The sequence below is a fragment of the Paenibacillus oryzae genome (genome assembly GCF_001675045.1).
In the GTDB taxonomy this organism is placed as follows: Bacteria; Bacillota; Bacilli; order Paenibacillales; family Paenibacillaceae; genus Pristimantibacillus; species Pristimantibacillus oryzae.
The window spans coordinates 313,638-337,309 of sequence record NZ_LYPA01000065.1 but is presented as its reverse complement, the minus strand read 5'-3'; the positions used below and the strand labels follow the sequence as shown (position 1 = coordinate 337,309).

The following is a 23,672-nucleotide window of genomic DNA, read 5'->3' as shown; positions in this document are numbered from 1 at the left end:
ACGATCCGGCGCCTCTTCCTTCACAATGGGGGGAGGCTCTTTTGCAGGCTGCGCAGGCTAGATAAAACAAGCCCAAGGTTTCCCTTGGGCTTGTTGTTTTCAACATGGATTGTTTGTAATGAATTGGTTTTAACGCATACCGCCGGAAAGTTGTTGCTCGGCGATTTGTACCAGCTTTTTGGTAATATAGCCTCCAAGCGAGCCTGCATCGCGAGTGGAAACATTACCGTAGTAACCATCTGCCGGGATTTGTACGCCAAGCTCCTGAGCTGCCTCCAGCTTCATTTGATTCAGGGCTTGATTCGCTTGTGGAACAATAAGTTGGTTGCTGCGGTTGCTAGCCATGATGTATTTCTCCTTTCGTCCTCTGCACGTTGTTGTGTTGCAAGCTTGCAAAGATATTATGTGCGAGGCTTAAACAATCTATCCTGAAATTCAAAACATTTTTGAAAATTTTACGAAGCTGCAAGGAGCGTGCATTATGTCCAAATCATTATCTCTGTTTTTTGCGGTGTTATCGGTTCTGTTCATGAGCGCAACCGCCATATCCATCGCCCATAACGGCTGGCTGGTGCTGCTGTTCAGCTTGTTGTTTCTGCTTAGCACAGGCGCCGGTTTTATCGTAAAGGCTCGTCTGCGAAGAAAAAACAACAAATAAAATCAGAGGTTGTCCTATCGCCAGAAGCTGTTGCATAAGCTATAATAAACCTTATTCGTAATCATTACTAACGAAAGGAGGATGCTTATGCAACAAAAGCTTCTGCTTCGGCTTGGTATTCCAACGCTAGCCGCGGGCTGCCTTATGATGGCTGCCCTTATTCTAACCAGCGGCAGCTTGCCCGGGGCATTGCTGCGTCTTACGGAGCCGGCCAACCTTCAGTCCTTCAAAATACTTTTTATCAGCATTATTCTTGAAGCTTTTCCTTTTATTCTGTTGGGCGTTATTTTCTCTGCGCTGCTGCAGGCTTTTGTGACGGACGAAACGATTAAAAAATGGACACCCAAAAATCCTGTTGCCGGCGTTTTGTTCGGCGGGCTTCTGGGCATCGCCTTTCCATTATGCGAATGCGGCATGATACCGGTTGTACGGCGTCTAATCGCAAAAGGCATGCCGGCTTACATAGGCATCGTTTACCTGCTGGCCGGACCGATCGTCAATCCGGTCGTATTCGCCTCCACCTACAGCGCCTTTCGGCTGTCCCCTGGCATTGCCTACTCGCGAATGGCAGTTGCTTTTACCGTTGCGGTAATCATCGGGCTTATCTTAAGTAAATGGATGAAAAAAAGCCCGTTAAAGCACAACGAATCGTTGGTCGCACACAGTCCAGGACATCCTGGAAGTCGTACCCGACACATCCATGAGGAAAATGGCGCAGGCTCCAGCCGCTCGCACGTCCATAGCGTCCAAACAGCAGCCAAAGGGAGATGGAGGAGCAAGCTTACCTCGGTATTGTCCCATTCATCGGATGAATTTTTCGAGATGGGTAAATATTTGATTTTTGGAGCGCTGCTAACGGCTATTATCCAGACGGCGGTTGATCGCAGCGCTTTAGCTTTATTTTCCGATCAGCCTATTCTTTCTTATATGTTCATGATGGGCTTTGCGTTTATCCTGTCGATATGCTCTACGTCGGATGCCTTTATAGCCGCTTCCTTCAGCAGCCTGTTTCAGCCGGGTCCGCTTATCTCCTTTCTCGTATTCGGAGCAATGATCGACTTTAAAAATACGCTGATGCTTTTAACAACCTTCAAATTAAAAATTGTGCTGCTGCTTATCGCTTTAACTTCTGTCCTGACAATGGCGGCTGCAGCAATCGCGGAGGCGTTCATATGACCCATCATTTTATAAGAGCGGCTATTCTGCTCGGATTTGCTATGCTTATTGTTTATTTGTTTCAGACCGGGGAAATTTCGTTATATATCGCACCTCGCATGGAGTTCATAATCAAGCTGTCCGCGCTTGGCCTGTATATTGCGGGCAGCTACCAGGTATATGAAGGGCTTCGAAAAAAAAGGGAGCGCCCTGTCCATGAGCTGAAATGCGATTGCGGCCACGATCACGCGCCCTCCCCGTCTATTGCCAAAAATACGATGATCTATGGACTATTTATTTTTCCGATTGTATTGGGCTTTCTCATGCCGGCTGGAACACTTGGCAGCTCGCTCGCGGCCAAAAAAGGGGTAAGCTTCTCAGGCAGCGAATCCATCGTTCGCAAGGATGCTGTCGCAACAGCGGCGTTGCCAACAACGGCTGAACCAGGCGGAACCCCACAGGCCGTACAAGCTGCGCTTGCATTCGGCGCAACGCCGCTTGACGCCTTGTTTCCTTCGGATGAATACACGGCAGAGCATGCCGAATATGGGAAACGGCTGTACGGACAAGAGCTCATTTCTGTACCGGAGGAGCAATTCATTGAAACATTAACTACATTGGATTTGTACCGTGAAGCATTGATGGGAAAAGAAGTCGAGCTAAGCGGCTTTGTTTATAGGGAAGAGGAAATGGGGAATGACAGGCTGGCTGTAAGCCGTTTTGCCATGAATTGCTGCTCGGCCGATGCCTTGCCTTACGGTATGATGATTAATTGGCCCAGAGCCGGGGAGTACCAATCGGATGAATGGATCAAGGTACGGGGCAAGCTGACTACCTCCGACTATATGGAGAATGAAATTATGACGCTGGATGTTACACATATCGAGCGCATTCAGGCGCCTCTCTCCCCTTACGTATATCCCGATCTAAAATTCGGCTTTTGATGAAAAATCCCGGACCAGCGCTTGCTGTAATCCGGGATTTTTGCTGGAGTAGAAAAAGGGCGTTTTATCTATAGTCCCGCAGCATTTGGGGCTGCTTCGCTTGGGGGGCGTAGCGGCTGCCCCAGGTCGCCATATTAAAGTTGGATTCGTATAATACGCTTGCCGACCATGAACCGGATTGGGAGCGGACCGAAAAATCATACAAAATCTCCCCGTGCGTCCATTCGGTCCGGTATTTGAGCGCATCAATCGCCATTTGCCTAAACTCCTGCACCTGTGCAGCCGTAAGCCCCTTTTGCTTGCCGGCCTCATTTTCAAGCTTTCCATCCCTGCTTTGGATAGGATGGTGGCGGATGCCGAATTTGCCTACATAGTTATTGCGGATATGTACCAGCACCGTTCCTGCTGAAGCATTAATCAATTCACCCTCAAGCTGGCGAAAAACAAAATCCAGCTGTCTTGCAAGAGATGTTACACTTTTATCCATCGTTTATTCCTCCCGATTGTTTTCATATCGACGACATCATTTGACATAATCAGATGATTTTCTGCATCGTATTGCCCTAATGTTAACAAATGCATACTGCTTCTTCACCGAAAAGCTTGTTAGTATTTTCCGAACCCGCTTTTGCGTAATGGAGGATGATTCCGCAAATCACGCAAATAACAAGGTCATAAAGCACCAAATTCCCATTATAGGCATATTCATTTTTCAATGAGTCTTAGGACCGCATTGCGGTAAAATTAACCGTCGTCATTATAGACCATTACGCCTTCTTAATGTTATAATGTGGTTAATTTATAAAAAGGAGCGCTTACATAATGATGCAATGGTACTACTCGTTGTCGGTGCGTAACAAATTGCTGATTACTACTTATTTAAATTTAGCGTTTTTTGCCATTGTTCTGGTTCTTACAACCGCGATCGCGGGCGGTCCCGTTTGGCCCATCATTATCGTATCCATCTTCTTGGCTCTTTTGGCATATCCGCTCATTACATTTGTAGGACGAACCGTAACTCATTCCTATGAGGAAATATCCAACGCTGCGCATCGTATTTCAAAAGGGGATTTTACACAAAAAATTGACGTCAATATGCATGCGGGCATTGGTGAGCTGGGTCATTCCTTTAACAGCATGGTGGACAAGCTGAAGGATATTTTGACGGAAACCTCAAACATCGTCAGGCACGTCGCAGAAACAAGCCGGGGCATTTTCGACAAAAACAACAACTTGAAGGTGGCCATGGAGCAGGTAGCCACATCGGCGGGCGAACTCGCAACCGGGGCCAATCAAATTTCGGAGGATGTCGCTGATATGAGCGACTCCATCAATGAAATTGAAAAAAAAGTCGCCGGATACGCTCATTCCACCAAAGAAATGAACGAACGCTCCAAACAAACGATACAGCTGGTAGACAAAGGCATGCAAGCTCTAGGCGTTCAGACCGAAGGCATGCAGCGCAATATCGAAGCCACCGCCAAGGTATCGCAAACGATTGAAGAACTTGCTCAGAAGGCAAGGGGCATTTCCGCAATTACGACTACAATTTCCGATATTGCGGAGCAAACAAACCTCCTTTCCCTTAATGCTTCCATCGAGGCAGCGCGCGCAGGCGAGCATGGCCGTGGTTTTGCCATTGTTGCCCAGGAGGTTCGCAAGCTTGCGGAGGAATCAACGGCTTCCACAAAACAGGTTTTTGGCCTTGTTAGAAGTATAGACGAGGGTATTAATCTTGCGATTAACAACATGAAGGTAAATGAAGAGGTTGTTATGCTGCAATCCGAGCATATCCGGCAGTCCGAGCTGGTTTTTCAAGATATTGAAAAAAGCATCCAGTTTATTACGAACCAAATATATGCCTTTTCACAGGAAAGCGACGCCATGCTGGAAAGCGCCAAAAAAATCTCTGCCGCGATTCAAAACATTTCAGCCATTACCGAGGAATCGGCAGCTGGAACTCAGCAGGTATCCGCTTCCATGAACGAACAAATTCCGTCGGTACAAGCTGTCGTTGACGAAACGGAGCGTATGCTGACAACGGCAACTCAATTGCAGCGTACGATTCAGGTATTTAAAGTCAAGTAGAGCATGCTCAAGCTTATTAAGCCTTTGCTAGCGGTTATACCGTGAGCAAAGGCTTATTTGTGCTTGAAACGAATGAAGATAGACGTAAGAGGAAATATTACATCTGACCCTTACAGAATTGACAGAAATGGATGCGAAACGTATGTCTTATACCAGATCCAGACTATTTCTGCGTTTTATTGCCGCAGGCTTGTGCTGCTTATTGCTGCTAACGACGCAACCCGTCTCCATGCATGCAGCTATTCCACACATTAATGAAAGCGACCATGAGCTTCAAGCAGCTGCCGGAGCGGTTCGGCCTGCAGTTAACGCAAAAAAAACAGCCGCCGGCAAAAGAAGCAGTCAAAAAAAACGGCAACGACAGCACAAAGCAAAAAAACGCAATGCAGTCAGGCAAAAAAGCGGCATGTCCTGGGTTCAGCTTCATCAGCAATTTCCGGGCACATTTATGCTGAATGGAGCGCGTGATCAAAAGAAGGTTGCATTAACCTTCGACGATGTGCCAGACCCCCGTGTTACGCCAGCTGTTCTTGATGTTTTGGCCAGATACAATATTTGCGCCACCTTTTTTGTTGTGGGCGAACGAGCGGCCAAGCATCCGGAGCTTGTGGCAAGAATTATGCGCGAAGGCCATGTTATTGGCAATCACTCCTACAACCATGCCGTTTTTTCCAAGCTTTCATTGGAGCAATTCCAATGGCAGTTAGGGAGAACAAATGAAATTCTTTATTCGATAACGGGGAAAAAACCTACCCTGCTGCGGCCGCCCTATGGAGAGCTATTGCCCAGCCAGGTGAAATGGAGTCAGGAAAAAGGGTATACCGTTGTTAATTGGGATGTAGACTCGGAGGATTGGCGGAATAACCCCGACAGCAGCCGTGTGCTTGCCAATATCAGAAAAACGCTGCAGTCGGGATCTATCATTCTTCAGCATGCCGGAGGGGGAAGCAAACAGGATTTAAGCGGAACCCTTAACGCTTTGCCTCCATTAATTGAATGGCTTCAAGGCAAAGGGTATACTCTGGTTACTTTACCCGAACTGCTTAACCGAAAGCCCTACCGCTAAAAAGAGTGTAGTTCAAAAAGTCCATTTCTCATTAGACGGACTTTTTGAACCTGCTTTTAAAGACTGTACAATGCTTTTATTTCAAAACGTACACATTAACGTTTTGGAAACCAAATTTACTTGCTTGCTGGGTCGAGCCGGGAACGAATATATCAATCCGGTTATCCTTAATTGCGCCGCCCATATCCAACGCAGTCGCAAGCATGCCGCCTTCCGGAAGGCCCGGATATTGATAGCCCGTAATATAAAGCTTGCTGCCCAAAGGAATGATATCGGGATCAACCGCTATGGTGCCAACCTTCAGCTTATTGCCGAAATAATCAACGGCTCCCCACTTCCCGTTCTCCGAAGCTGCGGCCGTATAGGCAGTAGCTTTAAGCTGGAGCTTCTTGGCATAAACATGCTTTTCGCCATTTGGCGCCGTTACGGTTTTTGCCTCAGGCTTTGGCGCTTCTTCCTTGGCTGCAGCTTGGGACTTGGTTGCTTGAGGCTTGGCCGACTCGGATTGTTGAATGTCGGCGCTAATCATTTTTGCAGATTGAAGCTCGTCAGCCTTTGCCGTTATAGCTCCTTGGGAAGGAATGTTCACTACCATACCCGGCTGTAGATTAAGCGGGTCCAAAGTGGCATTAGCTCCAAGCACATCTGCCAATGGCACTTTATAAAATTGCGAAAGCTTCCAAAATGTATCGTTGTTTTGAATCGTATGTGTTTGTTCCGCAGCCTGCGCGCTTCCCGCTGCTAATAAAGCGGTTAAAGCAATTGCAGCACAGCTTATAAGTTGCTTCTTCAAATCGTAGTACCTCCCGGTATGATAATAAGAAAAGGATGGAGGTGCGTATTTGCCCGCTCCATCCTGAGCAATAAAAGGGCTGTTTAACCGATAAACATTTGAACCCATTCGCCGTTTACATAACCAACGCCGATTTTGGTGAAGTTTGCATTAAGGATATTGGCTTTATGACCTGGGCTATTCATCCAGTCCTGCATAACTCGTGCCGGCGTAGGCTGGCCCGATGCAATGTTTTCTCCAGCGTAGCTGTATTTAACGCCAAATGTTTTCATCATGTCAAAAGGCGAGCCGTAGGTTGGAGACGTATGGCTAAAATAGTTGTTTACATCCATGTCTCTTGCTTTTTCCGTTGCAACTTTATTCAGAAGCGAATCAACCTGCAGAGCTTTAAGACCCGCTTTAGCGCGCTCCTGGTTAACAAGTGTCACAACCTGGGATTGATAATCGCTCATTTCGCTTCCGGAAGTTGGCGCAGGCGTAGCGGTTGGAGCCGTTGTCGGCTGCGTCGTTGGCTTAGCCGTCGGAGCCGCTGTTGGCTGTGTCGTTGGCTTAGCCGTCGGAGCCGCTGTTGGCTGTGTCGTTGGCTTAGCCGTTGGAGCCGCTGTTGGCTGTGTCGTTGGCTTAGCCGTTGGTGCCGCTGTTGGCTGTGTCGTTGGCTTGGCCGTTGGAGCCGCTGTTGGCTGCGTCGTTGGCTTAGGCGTGCTCCAATTGCCGCCGCTTGGGAATTTAAACGTGTAGCCTCCGTAAGTAAAGGAGAAGCCGCTTAGGTCTATGCCATATTTTTGGGCGATTTGCCCTAATAGTTCATATTGGATGTTTTGCGTTTGCAGCTTGAATCCATAGTTCCCAGCAGATGACGCATCCGCTTTTGGAGCCGCAAAGCCAGAGCCAATAACAGTCGCCGTTAGCAAGCTTGCTACTCCGAGTGTCAAGTGTTTCATCTTCATGAATCTTGTGCCTCCTATGCATGATGGTTTTTATCGGGCCTCTTGCCGATGGACACATCTTAGCATGGGGATATATCGCTTTCATGACGCAATAATTACCAAATACGCTAAAGCAAGGGGCAATCCCGCATCAATACTGCTTTATTAAAATCTATTAATGAGACATTAATAATGAAAAAAAGCGCAACCTCCGACAAAGGAGATTGCGCTTTTTTTATAGAGAGATTAATTTTGAATACGAACGAAACGTCCTGTATCCTGCGATTCAAATGCGCTCAAAATAACTTTAAGCGATTTTCTGCCCTCTTCGCCCGGAACGGGAGGTGCTGTATCCGTAACGATGCTGTTCACAAAAGCATCGATTACACCGCTTGTTTCCTGCTTGTCATTGGTGGAAATTGCACCAACCTTATATTTTTCAACTGTGCCGTCGCGCAGTTCTACAATAACCTGATCGTCAGGATGAGTGCCGATTTTCATAACGCCTTTTTCACACCATAGAATGGTGCTGTTGTCTTCACCTTTATAGTACGTCCAGCTTGCAACCAGAGAACCGATAATGCCGCTTTCCATACGCAATACGCAGTTGGCGTTATCATCAATTTTTGTGCCTTCCTTATGCAGCGTACCAACAAAAGCGCCGATTTCCGCTACTTCATCATCCAGCAGCCAACGAATCAGGTCGGACTTATGAACGCCCAGATCGCCCATTGCTCCCATGATAGCTTCTTCCTTGCGGAAAAACCAGCTGCCAGCGCCGTCAACGCTCCAGCCTTCCGGACCGGGATGGCCAAAGGAAGTACGGAAGGTCAGCACCATGCCCAAAACGCCGGACTCCAGAATTTGCTTTGCCTTCACATGCGGAGGCATAAAGCGCTGATTATGCGCAACCATCAGCTTTACGCCGTTTGCTTTGGCTGCTTCAATCATGCCAGCTGCTTCCTCGTCCGTAACAGCCATCGGTTTTTCCACAAGCACATGCGCGCCTGCATTGGCCGCTTTAACGCTAATTGGCGCATGCAAATAGTTTGGCGTATTGACCGACACTGCATCAGGCTTGATTTCCGCCAGCATGGCATCTACATCGGCAAAAGCTTTACCTCCATGCTGTTGTGCAAAAGCCTCTGCACGCTCAATTACAGGGTCTACAAATGCAACAAGCTCCACGTTTGGATTTCCAGCATATTCCGGTATATGGCGATGCTTGGAGATGGAGCCACATCCGATAACGGCTACTCTAATTTTGGTTGTCATTTCTGCTTCCTCCTGAAGGTTTATCATTTAGCTATTAATTGTAACGCCATTTATTTTTTATAGTTGGCTTTAACCCATTCCATGCTTTCCGCAACGGACTCGAGCGGCGGATTGGCGCATCTGTCCTGCTCCACAATCAGCCATTCGGTACCAGCCTTGGAGGCTGCCTCAATGATAGCCATCAACGGCAAATCCCCGCGTCCCAGCTCAACCGTATCAATCGGCTCGCCTTTGTGACCATTGCGGAAATCCTTCAAATGAAGCAGCGGCAGTCTGCCTGCATATTTACCGATGTAAGCAAGCGGATCAAGTCCGGAGTATTGAACCCAGCCGATATCCATTTCCACCTTCAGATCAGTTGAATTAATCCGGTCGTACATGGCATCGAACACCATCTGGCCGTCAATTTCAACCTCAAATTCAAACTCATGGTTATGATAGGCGAACTGCAGGCCTGCTTCTGTGACATGTTTGCCGTATCGTTTAAAGTTTTCCAGATGTCCCAGCCATGCCTCGGCATCGCGAGCGTCTGCTGGAAGCCATGGGCAAATCACATATTTGCCGCCAATTGTTTTAAGGTAAGCGATCTCATTGTCCAGATTGTTTTCCAGATTTTCAAGGCTAACATGGCTCCCGATCGCCTTCAAGTTAAGCTCCTGCAGCAAATCGCGTAATTTTTCAGCTTCAAAGTCCCCATAACCTGCAAATTCAACGCCTTCATAGCCCATAGCGGCTACTTTCCGGAGCGTGCCTTCAAAATCCTCTGCCAGCGCATCCCTGAGCGTAAACAACTGTAAACCAATGCCCATACGTTCCATCTTGAGCTGCACTCCTTTTTGTAGGTAAAATCATTTGCCTATTTCGCAATCCAAGTTGCGCAGCATAAGCCAGCTTGGCTTACCTGTCTTCGTGTATCATTATAACGATTGTTTTTTGTCAATTAAAGTTGTCTTATTAGCTTATTTTTATGCGATTTTGTCATTGCTGTCCGCTTCATTGAATGTAATTTTAAAGGCGCATCGCTAAATAGCTCAATACATATGGAATCCGCTTTTGAAAACTGTAATTTCAGTGAAGCCAATCTTTTTGTTTCCACATTTGAAAGCTGCAAAATGACAGGGTCGGATTTCTCAAGCTGCATTATGGATGGAATTACAATCCTGAAAGGCGATTGGTCATACACCAATCTGCGCCATTGCAAGCTAATGAAGCAAAATCTTCGCGGGGTCCGGTTTTACGAGGCGGATCTCTCAAATGTTAACCTGGAAAAAGCGGATTTAAGAGATTGCGATCTGTCCAGAACGATTTTGACAAAAGGAAAATTATATGGAGCAGACATACGGGGGGCCAAAGTAGATGGTGTAGATTTTAAAACCTTTGAAATCAAAGGAGTCCGAATGGACAGGGAACAAACAATTCTCTATTCTATTTCACATGGGGCAATTGTTGATTAGTGCGCTGCCTTGATTACCTTCAATGACAGGCATTTATTGAATTTGCACAGCCCCATGGCCGTCATACGGCTCTCTGTAACAAAAATGTAATAATATCAAGGGGTCTTTTTAATGAATTTTAAGAATCATTTAATATTTATGCGTTACAATGGTTTCAAATTAGAAAATAAATCCTTCATAGGATGGAGGCGCTCCATATGAAAACGATGTTGATGTTCCAAAACAAAAGGATCCCCGTTTATTTGACAGATACAAACAAGCAAGCGATGGAAAAATTGACTACTACGCTTAACCGCAAGCTGGAAACCGGAAAAAACGCGCTTAAAAAATGTATCAGCTCTTTGATTAGCATCGAGGTTATTGGCAGCGAAGCGACGCTTCATTCCTACTATGAGCGCGATACGTTGACCATTTCCCTCTACTAGGGGAGTGTCCCAGAGCTTGCTCAAGGCCTCCTTTGCCGCTCTGAACATATAACAAAAACAAGACTGCCGATAAGCCGGAATTGATAGTCCCCCCGGAAAGCTGAACATCAGCTATCCGGGGAACTTGTCATGGCTTACAGCAGTCTTTTTATTTTGGCAAAATGGTATTTAAATCAATGAGGGGCAAGCTTCTTCTCCCAATTTCCCCATATAAACGTCATGGTTCCGATCCAGCCGCAGATGGCGGCAACAATCAGAATGGTACTGATGGAGACGCTGGAGGTCAAGGAAGCGCCTAACACCGGCCCAAGCGTGCCCCTTACGCCAAACAGCATAAGATGGATACCGAATACGGCGGCTTCCCGGCCAGGGACAAGACGGAAAACAAATGCCAAAATGCCGATATCCCAAATGGCTTCGCCTACGCCCTGAATGGCGTTGCCCAAAATGACGGCCGGATAAGTGCCCCACAAGCCGTACAGCATCGGCACAATGGCATAAGCCCCGATGCCAATCAACAGCGTATATTTTATAGGATAACGATCAATCATTCTTCCCGCAGTCCAGAAGGTGAGCAGCAATGCTGTAAAATAAGCAACTCGCGCAAAGCCGATTTCCGTGTTGGTCAGCTTCAGCACATCCACCTGAATAATCTGATACAGAGGACTGGCAAGCATATTTCCAAAGCCGGCAAACGTTGTTGCAATCAAAAATACGCCCAATATCGGGTAGTCCTTAACCAGCTTCCATTGCTCGGCAAACGAAAACTTGCCCTTTTTTACGGTGTTGCCAGTAACCGGCGGAAGCTCGTTTTTTTTGGGCAGCTTTATGCTATTAAATATTCCCACCGACAAAAATCCCGCTATGGAAGCGGCGATCAAGGCCCCCGACGGCCCAAAGGCATCCGACCAGATGCCCACTCCATAAGCGATCGGGATCATCAGAATGCCCATGGCTACTCGCACGTAGCCCATCAGGCGGCCCCTCAGCTCGGCAGGATACATTCTTGAAACAAGCGTAGCGTATGCAGGCGCCTGTATGCCCATTAACAGCTGGAAGGCAAGTGCAGCCAGCACATAAACGGATGGATTAGGAAAAAATGCGGGCAACAGGATAAGAAGCCTTCCTATTGCATTGGGAATGATAACAAATGGCTTGGGATTATTGGTTTTTTCGATCCAACTGGCCCAAAACGGCGAAAACATCAACCCGACCGCCGGTGCGGCCGCTAACAAACCAACCTGGAAGTTATTTGCTCCCTGCTGGAGGGCAAACGCTACATAGAACTGGTTGATTACTACATTAAAAAGCGCAAACAGACAAGATGCGCCCAAGTCTATGCGGGCGTTTCTCCAGACTCTTACCGTCATCGGCATTCCAAACCGTACCAATCTAGCACTTGATCTCGTTGTGCCCGCCATCTGTTGTCATTCCTTCTCCGCCTGATATTGTGAGTATGGGACTAGCCCGTTATGGCACTATTCGATTGGATATTACTATACTGCCCGCTATTTGTACAGCATTACTTCTTGAATATTTCTTTTGCGAAATTGTCATGTATTTATCATTGGAAAAGTGATTCCCTTTCTTTCTCAAAAGGTTGCATTATGGTAGACTGTTGGCTAGGAAGCATGTTTATTACGCCTTATGGGAGGAACAGATTTTGAATTCATTTGCAATTGGCATTGACATCGGCGGAACAAAAATCGCCGCCGGTTTTGTGGACGAGCAAGGAAAGGTGCTTGCGGGCACCTCCATCAAGACGGACCTGAGTGTTTCGCCCTCCGAAATGCTGGACCGCGTCGCGGCTGAAATCCGTCGTTTGGCGGCGGACAACGGACTCGAACTGTCTCAAGCAACGGGCGTTGGCGTTGGCGCTCCAGGTCCGCTTAATACCGTTACGGGAAGGCTGACTTGCCCCCCTAATTTGAAGAGCTGGTGGGACTACCCCGTTGTGGATGAATTGCGTTCCAGACTTCAGCTTCCTGTAAAAATGGAAAATGACGCAACGGCAGCAACCTTGGCTGAAAAATGGGTTGGCGCCGCACAGGACTCCGACAATTTTGTTTTTATTACCGTCAGCACAGGCATTGGCGCAGGCATCTATCTGCATGGCAAGCTCATAACCGGAGCAAGCGGCAATGCTGGCGACGCCGGCTTTATGATTGTCCATCCGACCGGTGATGTTCTGAACAACGAGCCCTCCGGCTATTGGGAGCATATTGCCTCCGGCACCGCAATTGCGCGGCAGGCAAGCGAGCTGCTGGGCAGGCAGGTTACATCCAAGGAAGCATTCCAGCTGGCCGCCGACGGACATCCCGCCATATCGGAGCTGGTGCAGCGCGTCTACACGTATATCGGTATGGGCTGCGTGTCGTTGGTCAATCTTTTGGACCCAGCCAAAATCGTTATCGGGGGCGGTGTCTCGCAGGTAGGGGAACCGTTGTTCTCCGCAGTAAGGGACTATGTTTCCAAGCATGCGCTTAACCCTGGCGGACGGGAAACTATTATCGTCCCGGCACAATTGCAGCAGGATGCCGGCTTGATCGGAGCTGCCGCTCTGGTGCATTGCGCTTATTAAGGCACACTCCAAGCAACAAAGAATAGGCCCTGGACTTCGCGCGGCAAGCGCGAGCCCAGGGCTTTTGTATTTATACTGGATATTAAGCCTTGCTTTAGATTTTTCGACTCCTCTGTGCTTCAGCCGTTTTGTTTATCATTTTTCATCTCGCTTTTTCGTTGACTGATTCCTGCCAAATAAATATCCATCATAAATTTGAGGCTGGCATCCACCTCAATCGGTATGCCAAAGCCACCTTTTTGCTCGATGGATGCAAAGCCGTGAACCAGGCTTCGAAGTCCTCTGACAGCATGGATTCCTTCCTCGCCCGCAAATCCATATTCTTGAAAAATCTGCAGCAGGTCTCCAACAAGCGCCTCCCCTAATTGCTGAAGCTCCTCGTCGTTTCTCGGGGGCGATCCAAGCGTAAGCTCGTATAAGCCGGGACGTTGTCTCGCAAAGGTGAGGTAAGCGCTAGTGAATGCAAAAATTGCCTCATCGCCGCTTTTTCCGGCAGTTGCCTCGTTCATTGCCGCTCTCAGCAGACGATAGCCGTAAAGCACAAGATGGCGCTTAAGCTCCGGCAAACCGGCGATATGATTGTAGAGAGATGGCGGGCGCACCTGCAGTTTTTCTGCAATTTGGGCAATCGTCAACCCCTCCAGCCCTTTGTAATCAGCCAATTCCGCCGCCGCTTCAACAACGGTTTCAAGATCCAATCCTCTTCTGGCCATCCCTTATTTCCCCTTCCTTCTGGACAGCGCTTGCTCTGCATGCTGTATAGCGCGCAGCATCCTATCGGCAGGATTGCGCTCCATATTGCCATGGCCCGTCGCCAAAAGAGGTGGCTTAAGAGCGTGAAGCTTGCGCGCGGTAAGCAGGCTCTCCTCCAGGCTCCATGTCGCCATGGCGGGAAACGGAAAGGAGGGTCTGACGACTCCGGAAACCGTAATCCCGCCCCTTGTTTGAAAAGCATCTCCAGCAAGCAAACTGCCGTTTCTTGTATCCACAAAAGCCATGGAGCCCGGCGTATGACCGGGTGCTGCAATGGCATGCAAAGATCCGATACGGTCTCCATCCTGCAGCAACACGTCGGGCGCGGTTGCTATATTGGCTGGAACGCTGCCTCGTATGGGTTTGTTGATTTCGCCGTCCTCCAGCGTCGTATCCCCCTTCAGCAATCTGGCATCCCTGCGCGAAATATAAACTTTAACATCAGGCATCTTTGCCTTAAGCCTATCAAGCGAACCAACATGATCGGCATGAGCATGGGTGAGGACAATAGATGTAATTGGTTTTCCTAGCGCTGCCGCGGCATCCATAATGGCTTTGGCATTAACCGGCAGGCCTGCGTCAATCAGCGTTAACGCATCCTTTTCCTCAACAAAATAGCAATTGACCGGGAACAGCCTGGGCAGATAGGTCAATTGTACAATCATTTCTTCGCGGGTTAATCTCATGCTCAGCCTCCTCCATAAACAAAAACTAATGTGATTAGTTTTATATTAAACTAATCACATTAGTTTTTCAAGCCTACTATTTCAGCGTATAATCCGCCATGGAGGAAACCTTCAACACGCCAGGCTGGCCAGGCAGCAGCCCTGCGCCGGTTTTACTCAGAAAAGCTACCGTCTCCGGCTTTCCTGGCAGCAAATCAAAAAAATTATTGCTAAATTCGCCCTCGGCTTCGGCAGACAGCCATACATCCTTCGCTAGCGTATCGCTTTCAATACGCCACATCGTGCCGCCGCTGCCTTCCACTTCATTGATTTTAATATTCGCCTTGTGCAAAGCCATATCTTTAAAAGGCACAAAATAATAAGGATCAGCTTGCACCCGCTCCTCCCCGGCGTTCAACACAGCAGATACAACAACAGATTTGCGGTCTGCGCCCTTCAATAGCTCCTTTTTGCTCAAAGCCAGCAATTGGGTAGATCTGTTGGCGTCGGCGTTTACAGAATAATTGCTTTCATGCAGCAGCTTGCCGTCAAAATCAGTTAGTGAAACTTGAAGCGTGCCCGATAACGGCTGAAGCAGGTCGGATACTGCATAGATGGTCAAGGTATCCTTTGAGGTGCCGTCGATGGATAGAAGCACATCGCTAAAGCTTCGTTTGGCATAATAATGCGTCGCTTTCCAGCGTCCGGTATAATCCATTCCAGCCCAGGAAGCGACGGGCCAGCAGTCATTGATCTGCCAATAAAGTGAACCCATGCAAAAACCTTTGCGCCGCCTGTGAGCCTGGATCGCCATTTTCATCGCTTCCGCCTGCAGCACCTGGCTCATATAAAGAAAGGACGGGAAGTTTTTAGGCTGCCTCATATAATTGTCCATGTAGCTTTTAATCAGACGATTGCCCATGCCGTTTTTTTGATGCGCCATCATCACCTCGGATTCCAACTGCAAATCGCCTTCCTCCGCATACGAAACAACTGTTTTGTATTCAGGGAACGATTGAAAGCCGTATTCGCTCATAAAACGTCCGATATGCACATTGTAATTTTCGAAAGGCTCCTTGTTGTGCCATACGCCCCAATAATGAATATCCCCTCGCGTTGATTGAGTAAGCGCATGCTGATTAATATCGCCTGTTACCTCCTGCATAGGCGAGGAGGGCCAATAAGGGATGCCTTGCAGCATCTTGTCAACGGCTTGCGGCAAAATAACATGGAAAATGTCCACGTAATCCTGCCAAAGCTTCTGCTGCTGCTTTCGGGAAAACTCCTTTCTCCAGCCCCAGCCAAGCTTGTCGTTAAACTCAGACCACGCGCTGTCAATTTCGTTATTTCCGCACCACAGCACGACCGAAGGATAATTGCGCAGACGTTTGACATTGTATTCCGCTTCTTCGCGAACATTGTTCAGAAACGCTTCATCGCCGGGATACATGCTGCAGGCAAACATAAAATCCTGCCACACCATAATCCCATATTCATCGCATAACTCATAAAAATCATGCTGTTCGTAAATGCCTCCGCCCCAAACACGCAGCATATTCATATTGGCAAGCGCCGCGCTTTCAATTTCGTGACGGTACCGCTCCCTTGTCATTTCCGTAATAAAGCTGTCTCCGGGAATATGGTTGGCTCCTTTCGCAAATACAGGGACGCCGTTTAATTCAATATAGAAGGAAGTGCCATAAGCATCGTTCTCCCTGACAAGCCTCGCGTTGCGCAATCCGGTGCGAACAGACAATGTATCGCTCCAAGGCGCCTCTTTTGCCTCAAGAACGGCTTCAAAATGGTACAAATGCTGATCGCCAAGCCCCCGGCTCCACCAAAGTTTCGGCTGCTTGATGACCAGCTTCAACTCGATGGTCTGCAATCCCGGCTTTAAGTCCGCCACGGTCTCCCAGGTCTCGGCGCCTGTTGAAATCTTCAGCAAGCCGCGATATTCCGCATCCGCTTCTACCTCTGCAATGGCTGTAAGAGCGGCGTTTTCCGCGCTGATCTCATCCTGCCGAATATATAAGTCGGCAAGACGAAGCCCGGTCCATGCCTCTACTCTGACCTCTCGCCAAATACCGCTTGTAACAAAACGGGGACCCCAGTCCCAGCCAAAATGATAAGGCGCTTTGCGGGCAAAAACGCTCACCCGCTTATCCCCAAGCCCCCCGAGCTCCGATTGATCATTAGGCGCAGGGAGCTTATAATCTAGCTGCTCCAGCTTGGGCAAATCCTCGTGAATCGGCGAGCGGAACACAACTTGCAGAGCATTATTCCTTTCCTTTAAATGCGATTTTACATCGACCCGCCATTGCCGAAACATATTATCCGCTTTCAGAATTAATGCTCCGTTCAGATAAACGTTACAATAAGTATCCAATCCGTCAAAAACAAGGTAAATCGACGACTCTCCATAGACGTCAGAGGCATCGAAGCTGGTTTCATACATCCAATCCTTTTTATCGATCCACTGGAGCCGATGCTCATTTGTCCCGTAAAAGGGATCTTTAATTATTCCGTTTTTCAACAAGTCGGTATGCACGCAGCCTGGTATGGATGCAGGCAGCCAGTCTTCCTCATCAGCTCTTCTGAATTTCCACCCGTCATGCAGTAACTTTGTTTTGACCATTTCCAAATCCTCCGCTTTCCTTATCCAGTTTTCGTTTTGTTAGGTTTCATGCTAATATTATACCAAATAGTTAGGTTTTTTGTATGTTATTTTGTTAGTTTAGTTATCTATATTCACGTTTTTAGCCAACAACAAAAAAGCAGGTCACTATATGACCTGCTGCTACAAAAAAGCTGATGGGATTATTTCGCGTTAAATCTGCCATAGGAAGCCGCAAAGCTTTTCATTTTCTGGTACGCCCCGGGATCAATGCTGCGAAGAGGATGGAACTGCGGATGATTGGAGTTAACCTCCAATACCCAGAGCTTTCCGCCGCTGTCGAAAGCAAAATCAATTCCCAGCTCGGACATGCCGCTTCTGCGCTTGGACAAACATCTGGCTATATCAAGCGCTGCAGACGTTAGCTTGGCCTTGCGGCTTGCGCCAGCCTCCTCCGTTAAGCCCAGCTGCTCATGGAGTGAGCCAAGCGAAACGATTTTTCCGCCTTGGTAATAGTTTGTAACGATTTTTCCGGAGCCGGCGATCTTGACCATGAAGCCGGTGCAAACCCAGGGTCCGTCAGGCTTGCGCTGCACCATTGCCCGAATGTCGTAGGCACGGCCGCCAACCTTGGAGAGCGGGATGCCTTGCTGAATAATAAGCCTGCTCCTTCGTGCGGAAACAATGGCCTGATAAACGTCCGACAATTGGGTAAAGCGGCGGGATTTCTGGGTTTTCCCCACAATTTCCTTTAGTCGGTACCCGCCGCCCTTCCCTCGCTTCAAACGAAAAATGCCAATCCCTAACGAGCCGATATCCGGCTTGATATACAAAACGGGATGCCTCTCCATCATGCTGAACAAATGTTCTTTGCTAAAGGACATAGTATGGGGAACCAGGGAACGAACCCTGGAATCGCCGCGCATATAACGGCAAACCTTTTGCTTCCCCCTAATGGTTGTGCTGGCATAACGTTTGACAGACAATGCAGTCACCTCACCATACTGTATGAGGCTAATCACATTATGCCTGTACGCATAACCATAGTTATCCGCATATTTGCCAATCGGTACTTATTCACCCATCAAAATTTTAGCGTATGGCGATTCGATAGGCAGCATAATAACGGGCTCATTCGCCAGAGTGACGACGTAGCTTTCCAGCGTGCGGTAAAGGTTATAGAATGCAGGGTCTTTGCCGTAGGAAATGTTATAAATACGGGCCGCTTCCTGCTCGCCTTCCGCAACGATTTTTTTGGCGTCGGCTTCGGCTTGCGCCAGCAGCTCAACCGCCGTACGGTCCGCTTTGGAACGAACGATGCGGGATTCCTCATCGCCCTCGGACAAGTAACGCGCCGCCATGGACTGACGGTCGGAGATCATCCGGTTGTACACGCTTTGTTTATTGCTTTCAGGCAAGTCGGTCCGTTTGATGCGCACATCGACAATTTCGATTCCGTATTCGCCGCGGTCAAGCGCAGCGGATACGTCGGCCGTAATTTCGTCGTTGATATTGCCTCTAGCCGTATTTTCGCTAATGATTACATCGTAATCCACTTCCGAAAGCTTACGTCTGACGGAGTTGTATACCGCCTCTTCAATTCTCATCGCGCCGCCGCTAACTGTATGCAGCGTACGAATGTATTTCTCCGGATTGTTGATCCGCCAGATGGTATAGTTGTCGACCAAAATCGGCTTTTTGTCCTTGGTCAAAATTTGGCCCGGGTTGCTTTCGAATGTCATTTGGTATTTGGGCAAAGTCGTTGTGTTTTCGATAAACGGAACCTTGAACTTCAGCCCCGGCTCCTTCACTGTACGAATCGCTTCTCCAAATCTCAAAACAACCTTATATTCCCCTTCTTTCACGATAAACATGGAGCCTGCGCCTACGATCAATAAAACAACGATGGCGCCTATAAAAATCCAGAGTTTGTTTTTCATTGACCGTTACCTCCTTGCGCTTCCTGCTGCGATTCCGTTGCCTGCGGAGCCTGCGGCGTCTGTACCGGCGTTTGCGCCTGCTGCTGTGTTGCCGTTGCTCCGCTGCTGCGGTTGCCCAGCAGCTCATTAAGCGGCAAATAATTGACGGTGTTGCTGCCGGAGTTTGTAATAAAGATTTTGGCATCCGGCAAAATTTTCTCCAGCGTCTCCAGAATGAGACGGCTTTCCGTTACGGACGGATTTTTGGCATATTCCGAATAGATGGCATTAAATTTAGCCACGTCGCCTTCCGCATTCAAAATCCGGGATTTCTTCTCGGCTTCCGCTTGCTCGAGCATAGCCTGCGCTTCGCCTCGGGCGTTAGGAATCCGCTCATTTTCGTATTTGCGGGCATTGTTGACCTTCGTATTTTTTTCCTCGCGGGCGTTGGTAACGGCACGGAAGGCCTCTTCAACCTCGCCGCCCGGCGGCTCGATATCCTGGAATTTCAGGTCGATAATTTGAATGCCGGTTTCATAACGGCTTTGCAGCTCGATCAGACGCTCGCGCGCCATATCCTGAATGGCTGTTTTTCCGTCTGTAATCGCGTAGTCAAGCTTTTGCGAGCCGATAACGGAACGAATGGATGCGCTTGCCGCATTGCGAAGGAATTGCTCGGGATCGCTGATATTATGGAGATAATTGCGTATGTTGCTAATTTTAAAGGTGACGACCGCATCTGCGGATACGATATTTTCGTCGCCTGTAATCATCATAGCTTCATCATCAACCGGCGTGACGGTATTGCCGTTTTGACGGTAGCCGATTGTAATTTTCTGAGTCAGCTCGGCCTGTACGACCCGAACTTCCTGAATCGGGTAAGGCCATTTGAAATGAAGACCGGAGGTGGTTTCATGCGTATATTTGCCAAACGTCAAAATAGCGGCGCGCTCCTGCTCCTGTACCGTGTAAAAAGATGTGGAGCCTACGTAAAACAAAATAACGACCCCAACGATGGCGACCAGCCAGTTTCTGACTACGCCGGGCTTCAGCTCCGGCGGCTTGCGCTCCGGGTTAGGCACTGCTCTTGGCGGCTCCTGATTATTAAAATCCAATCCAATCTCTCCCCTCTTTAGTTGCCAATTACATAAAGTTACTACGTCTATTATAACGATTGGTAACACTTTTTTAAGCTTATTTTAAGCATTTCTTTTCCCGGAACCAAAAAAACGGGTTTGCCGCAAGGCGAAAAACGCCTGTGGCACCCCGTTAATTGGCTTAATCGGCCTTTATTATGATTTACGCTGCTCCTTCAGCATTTCGCCAATCGCTCCGATGCTTCCAAGAGTCTCCACTGCCCGGGTCGGAATAAATACTTTGTTGGCGGCTCCGTTGGCAACATCGCTTAACGTCTCGAGCGAGCGATAGGTTAATACATTTTCATCCAGACCCGCAGAGCGGAGCATTTCGATTCTCAGCTTTTCGGCTTCGGCAATGGATTGAATCGCCTTGGCTTCCCCAAGCGCCTCCAGCTCCTGCGCCTGACGTTGGCCTTCCGCTTGCCGGATGCGCGCTTCCTTCTCGCCCTCCGCCTTAAGAATCTGGCTTTGCTTGTCGCCTTCGGCGCGCAGAATCATATCCTGCTTGGCTGCTTCCGCTTCCAGTACCATTGCCCGTTTGCTGCGCTCCGCCTTCATCTGCTTATCCATAGCATCCTGGATATCATTAGGCGGCTGGATGTCGATGACCTCCACCCGTTCAATGCGCACGCCCCATTTTTCGGTTGCTTCATCAAGCGCTACGCGAATATCCGTCGATATTTTTTCACGGCCCGACAACGTTTCGTCAAGCTCCATCTTGCCGATAATTTGACGCATCGTTGCCGTGCTGATATTGCGCACGCCATATACGTAATCAGAAATACCGTATGTAGCCTGCTCCGGCCCCGTCACCTGATAAAAGATGATCGTGTCGATTTTAACCTGGACGTTATCTTTTGTAATAACGGTTTGCGGAGGCACGTTGGCCTGCTGAATACGCAGGTCATGATACGTTCTTACATGATCAATGATGGGAATCAAAATATTAATGCCAGGCGTAAGCAACCGGTTGAATTTACCAAGCCGTTCCACAACGCCGACTCTTTGCTGCGGAATAATTTTGACGGTCATGGCGATAAACACAACAACCAGCGCTACAATAATAATTGGTATAACATACTCCATTTTGTTAGCCTCCCCATTTGGTTACTTGCAAAAAAGCGCTTCCCCGAGCCAATACGATAACCGTCTCGCCCTTCTTCAAGCTTTCTTCGGATTCCGCGCTCCACATATCGCCGCCAACCTTCACAATGCCGGGCAAGCTGGGCGCAATATCCTCCATCACGATTCCTTCCTTGCCGATCATCTCGTCAACCGCATCCTTAAACCCTCTGGATAACGCCATCCGGCGCGTAAGCGGCTTCGTAAAAATAGTTAAAGCCAACGCCACGACGCATCCAACGATAACCTCCGGCACCCAAGCACCAGGGATGATAAAATCGACCACCGCCGCCGCCAAAGCGCCTATGGCCAGCCATAATAAATAAAAAGTCAAGGTCAGCATTTCCGCTATAATCAAAACCGCTGCAACAATGAGCCAGATCAGCCACATATCCACTTTTATCACCTGCCCTTCAACATATAATTTATTCGATACCGACCTGTCAAAGACCTGCCATGTCTCCAAAAATATTGTCGAAATATGAGCACGGATACAGGCGTTTTAAGCTTCATCCGTTTTTTTGCTTATACAGAAATTCGCTTACCGCTTCGCTGCGGAATAAAAGGATAGTGACGGCAACGGCATAAGCAACATACAGCAACGACAAAATCGCAATCAACAGCAAGCCTTCGCCGAAGGCAACAAACACAACCATTCCATAAACCAAGACGGCTAACCCCGCTCCAATAATGAATAAATATCGAACCCAGCTAATGCCAAGAGCCAGGCAAATGGATAGCGTAAGCTGCACGATAAGGTTTAAAACGTTTAAGTTGTAAATGAACGCCAACAACGCGAACAACATATTTATTCCGGCTATCGAAAAAACGATTGCGCGCCCCGTCTTGTATTGCCGGGCCTGCTTTTCGACAAACCGATTATATTCCTGCTCCCGCTCCTCCTTGGAGCCCGGTTCGAATCTGCCGAAATTGGGATTGATATCTCTTTGCGGCAGCGGGAGTCCTTCCGATAGCTGTCTCAACTTCCGGGCTACCTCCGATGCCGATTGGAGGCGGTTAGTTCCAAGTTGATCCAAGGCCTCAACTATGGCCGCTTTGGCCCTGGCATCAGAAGCAAGCTTTAGCTTGTAGGCGTCCAAAACAGCACCGATCCGCTCAGGGGTATTGTTCATATCCTTGATTTCATCAATTGTAAAAAACAGCTTGCGCAGTCCCGCAACCGTCTCCAGTTCCTCTAAGTCATGTTCGCTATATTCGCGGTATTCCCTGCCGCCCTTGAGTGTTATCTCCGGCTTGATCAGCCCCTCTTCGACATAATACCGAATGGTGCGTTCCGTCAAGCCCGTTCGCTTGCATACCTCTTTTATTTTCATATGAATCCGCTCCTTTCTGGCTTCACCATACAATCTTACGTAACGTAAGTGTCAAGCCGATAATCGTCCTGATACCCTATATCGTCAATTTAACAAACCAGATTTAGGAAATGGAAAGAAATTTATCGAATATAACCCAACATAGGTAAAAATACAATCCAGCCCGCCCCTCCTTGCATTAACTATCTAGAACTATAAAAAAAGGAGCTGTGTTGAAATGTCATGTTGCGGATCATCGGCCGCCTTAAGCTGCTGTCCCGAAAAAACATTTGTACAGGATAAGGTATGCAGTCCCTGGAGCGGTACTGGAGCGGTTGCCGCCGTGACCATAACGCTGTATACAAACAACATCACTCAAAACATCGTTGGCACCGGCTATTTGAAATTTGATTTGGGCTCGGAGGCAATTACGCTTGTTGTTCTAGACGGCAATGGCGATGCAATCGGCACACCTATCACGCTTGATCCAGGCTCCAGCACAACCTTTACGTTTTCCCGCTTTTCTGTTATTCAGGCCGTTATTCCAGCAGCAGCCACTGGCGCCTTCCAAGGCGAATTCTGTATCACAACCCGCTATTCGGTTACCTGATCGGATTTTCAGCTATATTCATAAAAGGTACTCTCTTCCCGCAACAGCATTAGGGAAAAGAGTACTTTTTTTGTTTGGGGCTGTCCGAAAAGTCAAGCGGATAAATAGGCTTGAGCTTCCATGACACCCTTTTCCTGCAGGTACAGATTTCGCTGAATATTTATTCACCGTG

Annotated in this window: 25 protein-coding genes; 9 read left to right on the top strand and 16 right to left on the bottom strand. The window is 48.3% G+C overall.

Going from position 1 to position 23,672, the window contains the following annotated elements:
• Window positions 1-129: 129 nt before the first annotated feature.
• Window positions 130-345, bottom strand: a complete 216-nt coding sequence (locus tag A7K91_RS17460) for an alpha/beta-type small acid-soluble spore protein (RefSeq protein ID WP_068685002.1) — start codon at window positions 343-345, stop codon at window positions 130-132.
• 136 nt (window positions 346-481) lie between these two features.
• Here A7K91_RS17460 and A7K91_RS26750 point away from each other — a divergent pair, with 136 nt between their 5' ends.
• The 3 genes from A7K91_RS26750 (at window position 482) to A7K91_RS17450 (ending at window position 2,757) form a co-directional block, all read left to right on the top strand.
• On the top strand, window positions 482-658 hold the full coding sequence (locus tag A7K91_RS26750; protein WP_169833426.1) for a DUF5325 family protein: 177 nt from the start codon (window positions 482-484) through the stop codon (window positions 656-658).
• A gap of 87 nt (window positions 659-745) precedes the next feature.
• Window positions 746-1,834: a permease gene (locus A7K91_RS17455; protein ID WP_068685000.1), complete on the top strand. Its 1,089-nt coding sequence runs from the start codon at window positions 746-748 to the stop codon at window positions 1,832-1,834.
• Complete coding sequence (locus tag A7K91_RS17450) at window positions 1,831-2,757, top strand: TIGR03943 family putative permease subunit (protein WP_068684998.1); 927 nt, start codon at window positions 1,831-1,833, stop codon at window positions 2,755-2,757. The genes A7K91_RS17455 and A7K91_RS17450 overlap by 4 nt, the downstream gene beginning before the upstream one ends.
• A gap of 64 nt (window positions 2,758-2,821) precedes the next feature.
• Here the strand turns inward: A7K91_RS17450 and A7K91_RS17445 are convergent, their stop codons facing one another.
• Window positions 2,822-3,244, bottom strand: a complete 423-nt coding sequence (locus tag A7K91_RS17445; protein ID WP_068684996.1) for an O-methyltransferase — start codon at window positions 3,242-3,244, stop codon at window positions 2,822-2,824.
• 335 nt (window positions 3,245-3,579) lie between these two features.
• Between A7K91_RS17445 and A7K91_RS17440 the strand changes: the two genes are divergently transcribed.
• Complete coding sequence (locus tag A7K91_RS17440; RefSeq protein WP_342671746.1) at window positions 3,580-4,845, top strand: methyl-accepting chemotaxis protein; 1,266 nt, start codon at window positions 3,580-3,582, stop codon at window positions 4,843-4,845.
• Between the two features lie 142 nt (window positions 4,846-4,987).
• On the top strand, window positions 4,988-5,911 hold the full coding sequence (locus tag A7K91_RS17435; RefSeq protein ID WP_068684994.1) for a polysaccharide deacetylase family protein: 924 nt from the start codon (window positions 4,988-4,990) through the stop codon (window positions 5,909-5,911).
• Window positions 5,912-5,987: 76 nt separating this feature from the next.
• Here the strand turns inward: A7K91_RS17435 and A7K91_RS17430 are convergent, their stop codons facing one another.
• The 4 genes from A7K91_RS17430 to A7K91_RS17415 all read right to left on the bottom strand — a co-directional run bounded on the left by A7K91_RS17430 (window position 5,988) and on the right by A7K91_RS17415 (window position 9,723).
• Complete coding sequence (locus tag A7K91_RS17430) at window positions 5,988-6,704, bottom strand: 3D domain-containing protein (protein ID WP_068684992.1); 717 nt, start codon at window positions 6,702-6,704, stop codon at window positions 5,988-5,990.
• 83 nt (window positions 6,705-6,787) lie between these two features.
• Window positions 6,788-7,651 (bottom strand): CAP domain-containing protein, encoded by an 864-nt coding sequence (locus A7K91_RS17425; RefSeq protein WP_068684990.1) that lies wholly within the window; start codon window positions 7,649-7,651, stop codon window positions 6,788-6,790.
• Between the two features lie 225 nt (window positions 7,652-7,876).
• Entirely contained in the window at window positions 7,877-8,905 is a 1,029-nt protein-coding gene (locus A7K91_RS17420; protein ID WP_068684988.1) for a Gfo/Idh/MocA family protein, read from the bottom strand.
• Window positions 8,906-8,955: 50 nt separating this feature from the next.
• Window positions 8,956-9,723 carry a sugar phosphate isomerase/epimerase family protein gene (locus A7K91_RS17415; RefSeq protein WP_068684986.1) on the bottom strand — a complete coding sequence of 256 codons (768 nt, stop codon included), beginning with the start codon at window positions 9,721-9,723 and terminating at the stop codon, window positions 8,956-8,958.
• A gap of 222 nt (window positions 9,724-9,945) precedes the next feature.
• Between A7K91_RS17415 and A7K91_RS17410 the strand changes: the two genes are divergently transcribed.
• Entirely contained in the window at window positions 9,946-10,359 is a 414-nt protein-coding gene (locus A7K91_RS17410; RefSeq protein ID WP_342671745.1) for a pentapeptide repeat-containing protein, read from the top strand.
• Between the two features lie 197 nt (window positions 10,360-10,556).
• Window positions 10,557-10,784, top strand: coding sequence for a 3-dehydroquinate dehydratase (locus A7K91_RS17405; protein ID WP_068684984.1), 228 nt, complete (start codon window positions 10,557-10,559; stop codon window positions 10,782-10,784).
• A gap of 173 nt (window positions 10,785-10,957) precedes the next feature.
• Here the strand turns inward: A7K91_RS17405 and A7K91_RS17400 are convergent, their stop codons facing one another.
• Window positions 10,958-12,205 (bottom strand): MFS transporter, encoded by a 1,248-nt coding sequence (locus tag A7K91_RS17400; protein WP_082967532.1) that lies wholly within the window; start codon window positions 12,203-12,205, stop codon window positions 10,958-10,960.
• A 242-nt stretch (window positions 12,206-12,447) separates the two neighbouring features.
• Between A7K91_RS17400 and A7K91_RS17395 the strand changes: the two genes are divergently transcribed.
• On the top strand, window positions 12,448-13,365 hold the full coding sequence (locus A7K91_RS17395) for an ROK family protein (RefSeq protein WP_068684982.1): 918 nt from the start codon (window positions 12,448-12,450) through the stop codon (window positions 13,363-13,365).
• A gap of 119 nt (window positions 13,366-13,484) precedes the next feature.
• Here A7K91_RS17395 and A7K91_RS17390 read toward each other — a convergent pair whose 3' ends face one another.
• From A7K91_RS17390 to A7K91_RS17350, 9 genes are all read right to left on the bottom strand, one after another.
• The gene (locus A7K91_RS17390; RefSeq protein WP_068684980.1) at window positions 13,485-14,078 is read right to left on the bottom strand and encodes a TetR/AcrR family transcriptional regulator; all 594 of its coding nucleotides are present in this window, start codon (window positions 14,076-14,078) and stop codon (window positions 13,485-13,487) included.
• A 3-nt stretch (window positions 14,079-14,081) separates the two neighbouring features.
• A complete protein-coding gene (locus A7K91_RS17385; RefSeq protein ID WP_068684978.1) occupies window positions 14,082-14,804 on the bottom strand; it encodes an MBL fold metallo-hydrolase in 723 nt (240 codons plus the stop codon).
• 76 nt (window positions 14,805-14,880) lie between these two features.
• Window positions 14,881-17,418 (bottom strand): beta-mannosidase, encoded by a 2,538-nt coding sequence (locus A7K91_RS17380; protein WP_068684976.1) that lies wholly within the window; start codon window positions 17,416-17,418, stop codon window positions 14,881-14,883.
• Between the two features lie 182 nt (window positions 17,419-17,600).
• Window positions 17,601-18,392, bottom strand: a complete 792-nt coding sequence (locus A7K91_RS17375) for a YheC/YheD family protein (RefSeq protein WP_425415665.1) — start codon at window positions 18,390-18,392, stop codon at window positions 17,601-17,603.
• 78 nt (window positions 18,393-18,470) lie between these two features.
• Entirely contained in the window at window positions 18,471-19,337 is an 867-nt protein-coding gene (gene hflC, locus A7K91_RS17370; RefSeq protein ID WP_068684972.1) for a protease modulator HflC, read from the bottom strand.
• Complete coding sequence (gene hflK, locus A7K91_RS17365; protein WP_245697598.1) at window positions 19,334-20,431, bottom strand: FtsH protease activity modulator HflK; 1,098 nt, start codon at window positions 20,429-20,431, stop codon at window positions 19,334-19,336. The genes hflC and hflK overlap by 4 nt, the downstream gene beginning before the upstream one ends.
• Window positions 20,432-20,608: 177 nt before the next feature.
• Entirely contained in the window at window positions 20,609-21,541 is a 933-nt protein-coding gene (locus A7K91_RS17360; protein WP_068684970.1) for an SPFH domain-containing protein, read from the bottom strand.
• Window positions 21,542-21,545: 4 nt separating this feature from the next.
• Complete coding sequence (locus A7K91_RS17355) at window positions 21,546-21,968, bottom strand: NfeD family protein (RefSeq protein WP_068685233.1); 423 nt, start codon at window positions 21,966-21,968, stop codon at window positions 21,546-21,548.
• Window positions 21,969-22,086: 118 nt separating this feature from the next.
• The gene (locus A7K91_RS17350; RefSeq protein ID WP_068684967.1) at window positions 22,087-22,911 is read right to left on the bottom strand and encodes a MerR family transcriptional regulator; all 825 of its coding nucleotides are present in this window, start codon (window positions 22,909-22,911) and stop codon (window positions 22,087-22,089) included.
• Between the two features lie 217 nt (window positions 22,912-23,128).
• Between A7K91_RS17350 and A7K91_RS17345 the strand changes: the two genes are divergently transcribed.
• A complete protein-coding gene (locus A7K91_RS17345; RefSeq protein ID WP_068684965.1) occupies window positions 23,129-23,500 on the top strand; it encodes a DUF3992 domain-containing protein in 372 nt (123 codons plus the stop codon).
• Window positions 23,501-23,672: the final 172 nt, after the last annotated feature.

Bases quoted from the DNA above. Each gene is read 5' to 3' on its own strand.
- A7K91_RS17460 (WP_068685002.1), bottom strand. From the start codon at position 345: ATGGCTAGCAACCGCAGCAACCAACTTATTGTTCCACAAGCGAATCAA.
- A7K91_RS26750 (WP_169833426.1), top strand. From the start codon at position 482: ATGTCCAAATCATTATCTCTGTTTTTTGCGGTGTTATCGGTTCTGTTC.
- A7K91_RS17455 (WP_068685000.1), top strand. From the start codon at position 746: ATGCAACAAAAGCTTCTGCTTCGGCTTGGTATTCCAACGCTAGCCGCG.
- A7K91_RS17450 (WP_068684998.1), top strand. From the start codon at position 1,831: ATGACCCATCATTTTATAAGAGCGGCTATTCTGCTCGGATTTGCTATG.
- A7K91_RS17445 (WP_068684996.1), bottom strand. From the start codon at position 3,244: ATGGATAAAAGTGTAACATCTCTTGCAAGACAGCTGGATTTTGTTTTT.
- A7K91_RS17440 (WP_342671746.1), top strand. From the start codon at position 3,580: ATGATGCAATGGTACTACTCGTTGTCGGTGCGTAACAAATTGCTGATT.
- A7K91_RS17435 (WP_068684994.1), top strand. From the start codon at position 4,988: ATGTCTTATACCAGATCCAGACTATTTCTGCGTTTTATTGCCGCAGGC.
- A7K91_RS17425 (WP_068684990.1), bottom strand. From the start codon at position 7,651: ATGAAGATGAAACACTTGACACTCGGAGTAGCAAGCTTGCTAACGGCG.
- A7K91_RS17420 (WP_068684988.1), bottom strand. From the start codon at position 8,905: ATGACAACCAAAATTAGAGTAGCCGTTATCGGATGTGGCTCCATCTCC.
- A7K91_RS17415 (WP_068684986.1), bottom strand. From the start codon at position 9,723: ATGGAACGTATGGGCATTGGTTTACAGTTGTTTACGCTCAGGGATGCG.
- A7K91_RS17410 (WP_342671745.1), top strand. From the start codon at position 9,946: ATGGAATCCGCTTTTGAAAACTGTAATTTCAGTGAAGCCAATCTTTTT.
- A7K91_RS17405 (WP_068684984.1), top strand. From the start codon at position 10,557: ATGAAAACGATGTTGATGTTCCAAAACAAAAGGATCCCCGTTTATTTG.
- A7K91_RS17400 (WP_082967532.1), bottom strand. From the start codon at position 12,205: ATGGCGGGCACAACGAGATCAAGTGCTAGATTGGTACGGTTTGGAATG.
- A7K91_RS17390 (WP_068684980.1), bottom strand. From the start codon at position 14,078: ATGGCCAGAAGAGGATTGGATCTTGAAACCGTTGTTGAAGCGGCGGCG.
- A7K91_RS17385 (WP_068684978.1), bottom strand. From the start codon at position 14,804: ATGAGATTAACCCGCGAAGAAATGATTGTACAATTGACCTATCTGCCC.
- A7K91_RS17380 (WP_068684976.1), bottom strand. From the start codon at position 17,418: ATGGTCAAAACAAAGTTACTGCATGACGGGTGGAAATTCAGAAGAGCT.
- hflC (WP_068684972.1), bottom strand. From the start codon at position 19,337: ATGAAAAACAAACTCTGGATTTTTATAGGCGCCATCGTTGTTTTATTG.
- A7K91_RS17360 (WP_068684970.1), bottom strand. From the start codon at position 21,541: ATGGAGTATGTTATACCAATTATTATTGTAGCGCTGGTTGTTGTGTTT.
- A7K91_RS17355 (WP_068685233.1), bottom strand. From the start codon at position 21,968: ATGTGGCTGATCTGGCTCATTGTTGCAGCGGTTTTGATTATAGCGGAA.
- A7K91_RS17350 (WP_068684967.1), bottom strand. From the start codon at position 22,911: ATGAAAATAAAAGAGGTATGCAAGCGAACGGGCTTGACGGAACGCACC.
- A7K91_RS17345 (WP_068684965.1), top strand. From the start codon at position 23,129: ATGTCATGTTGCGGATCATCGGCCGCCTTAAGCTGCTGTCCCGAAAAA.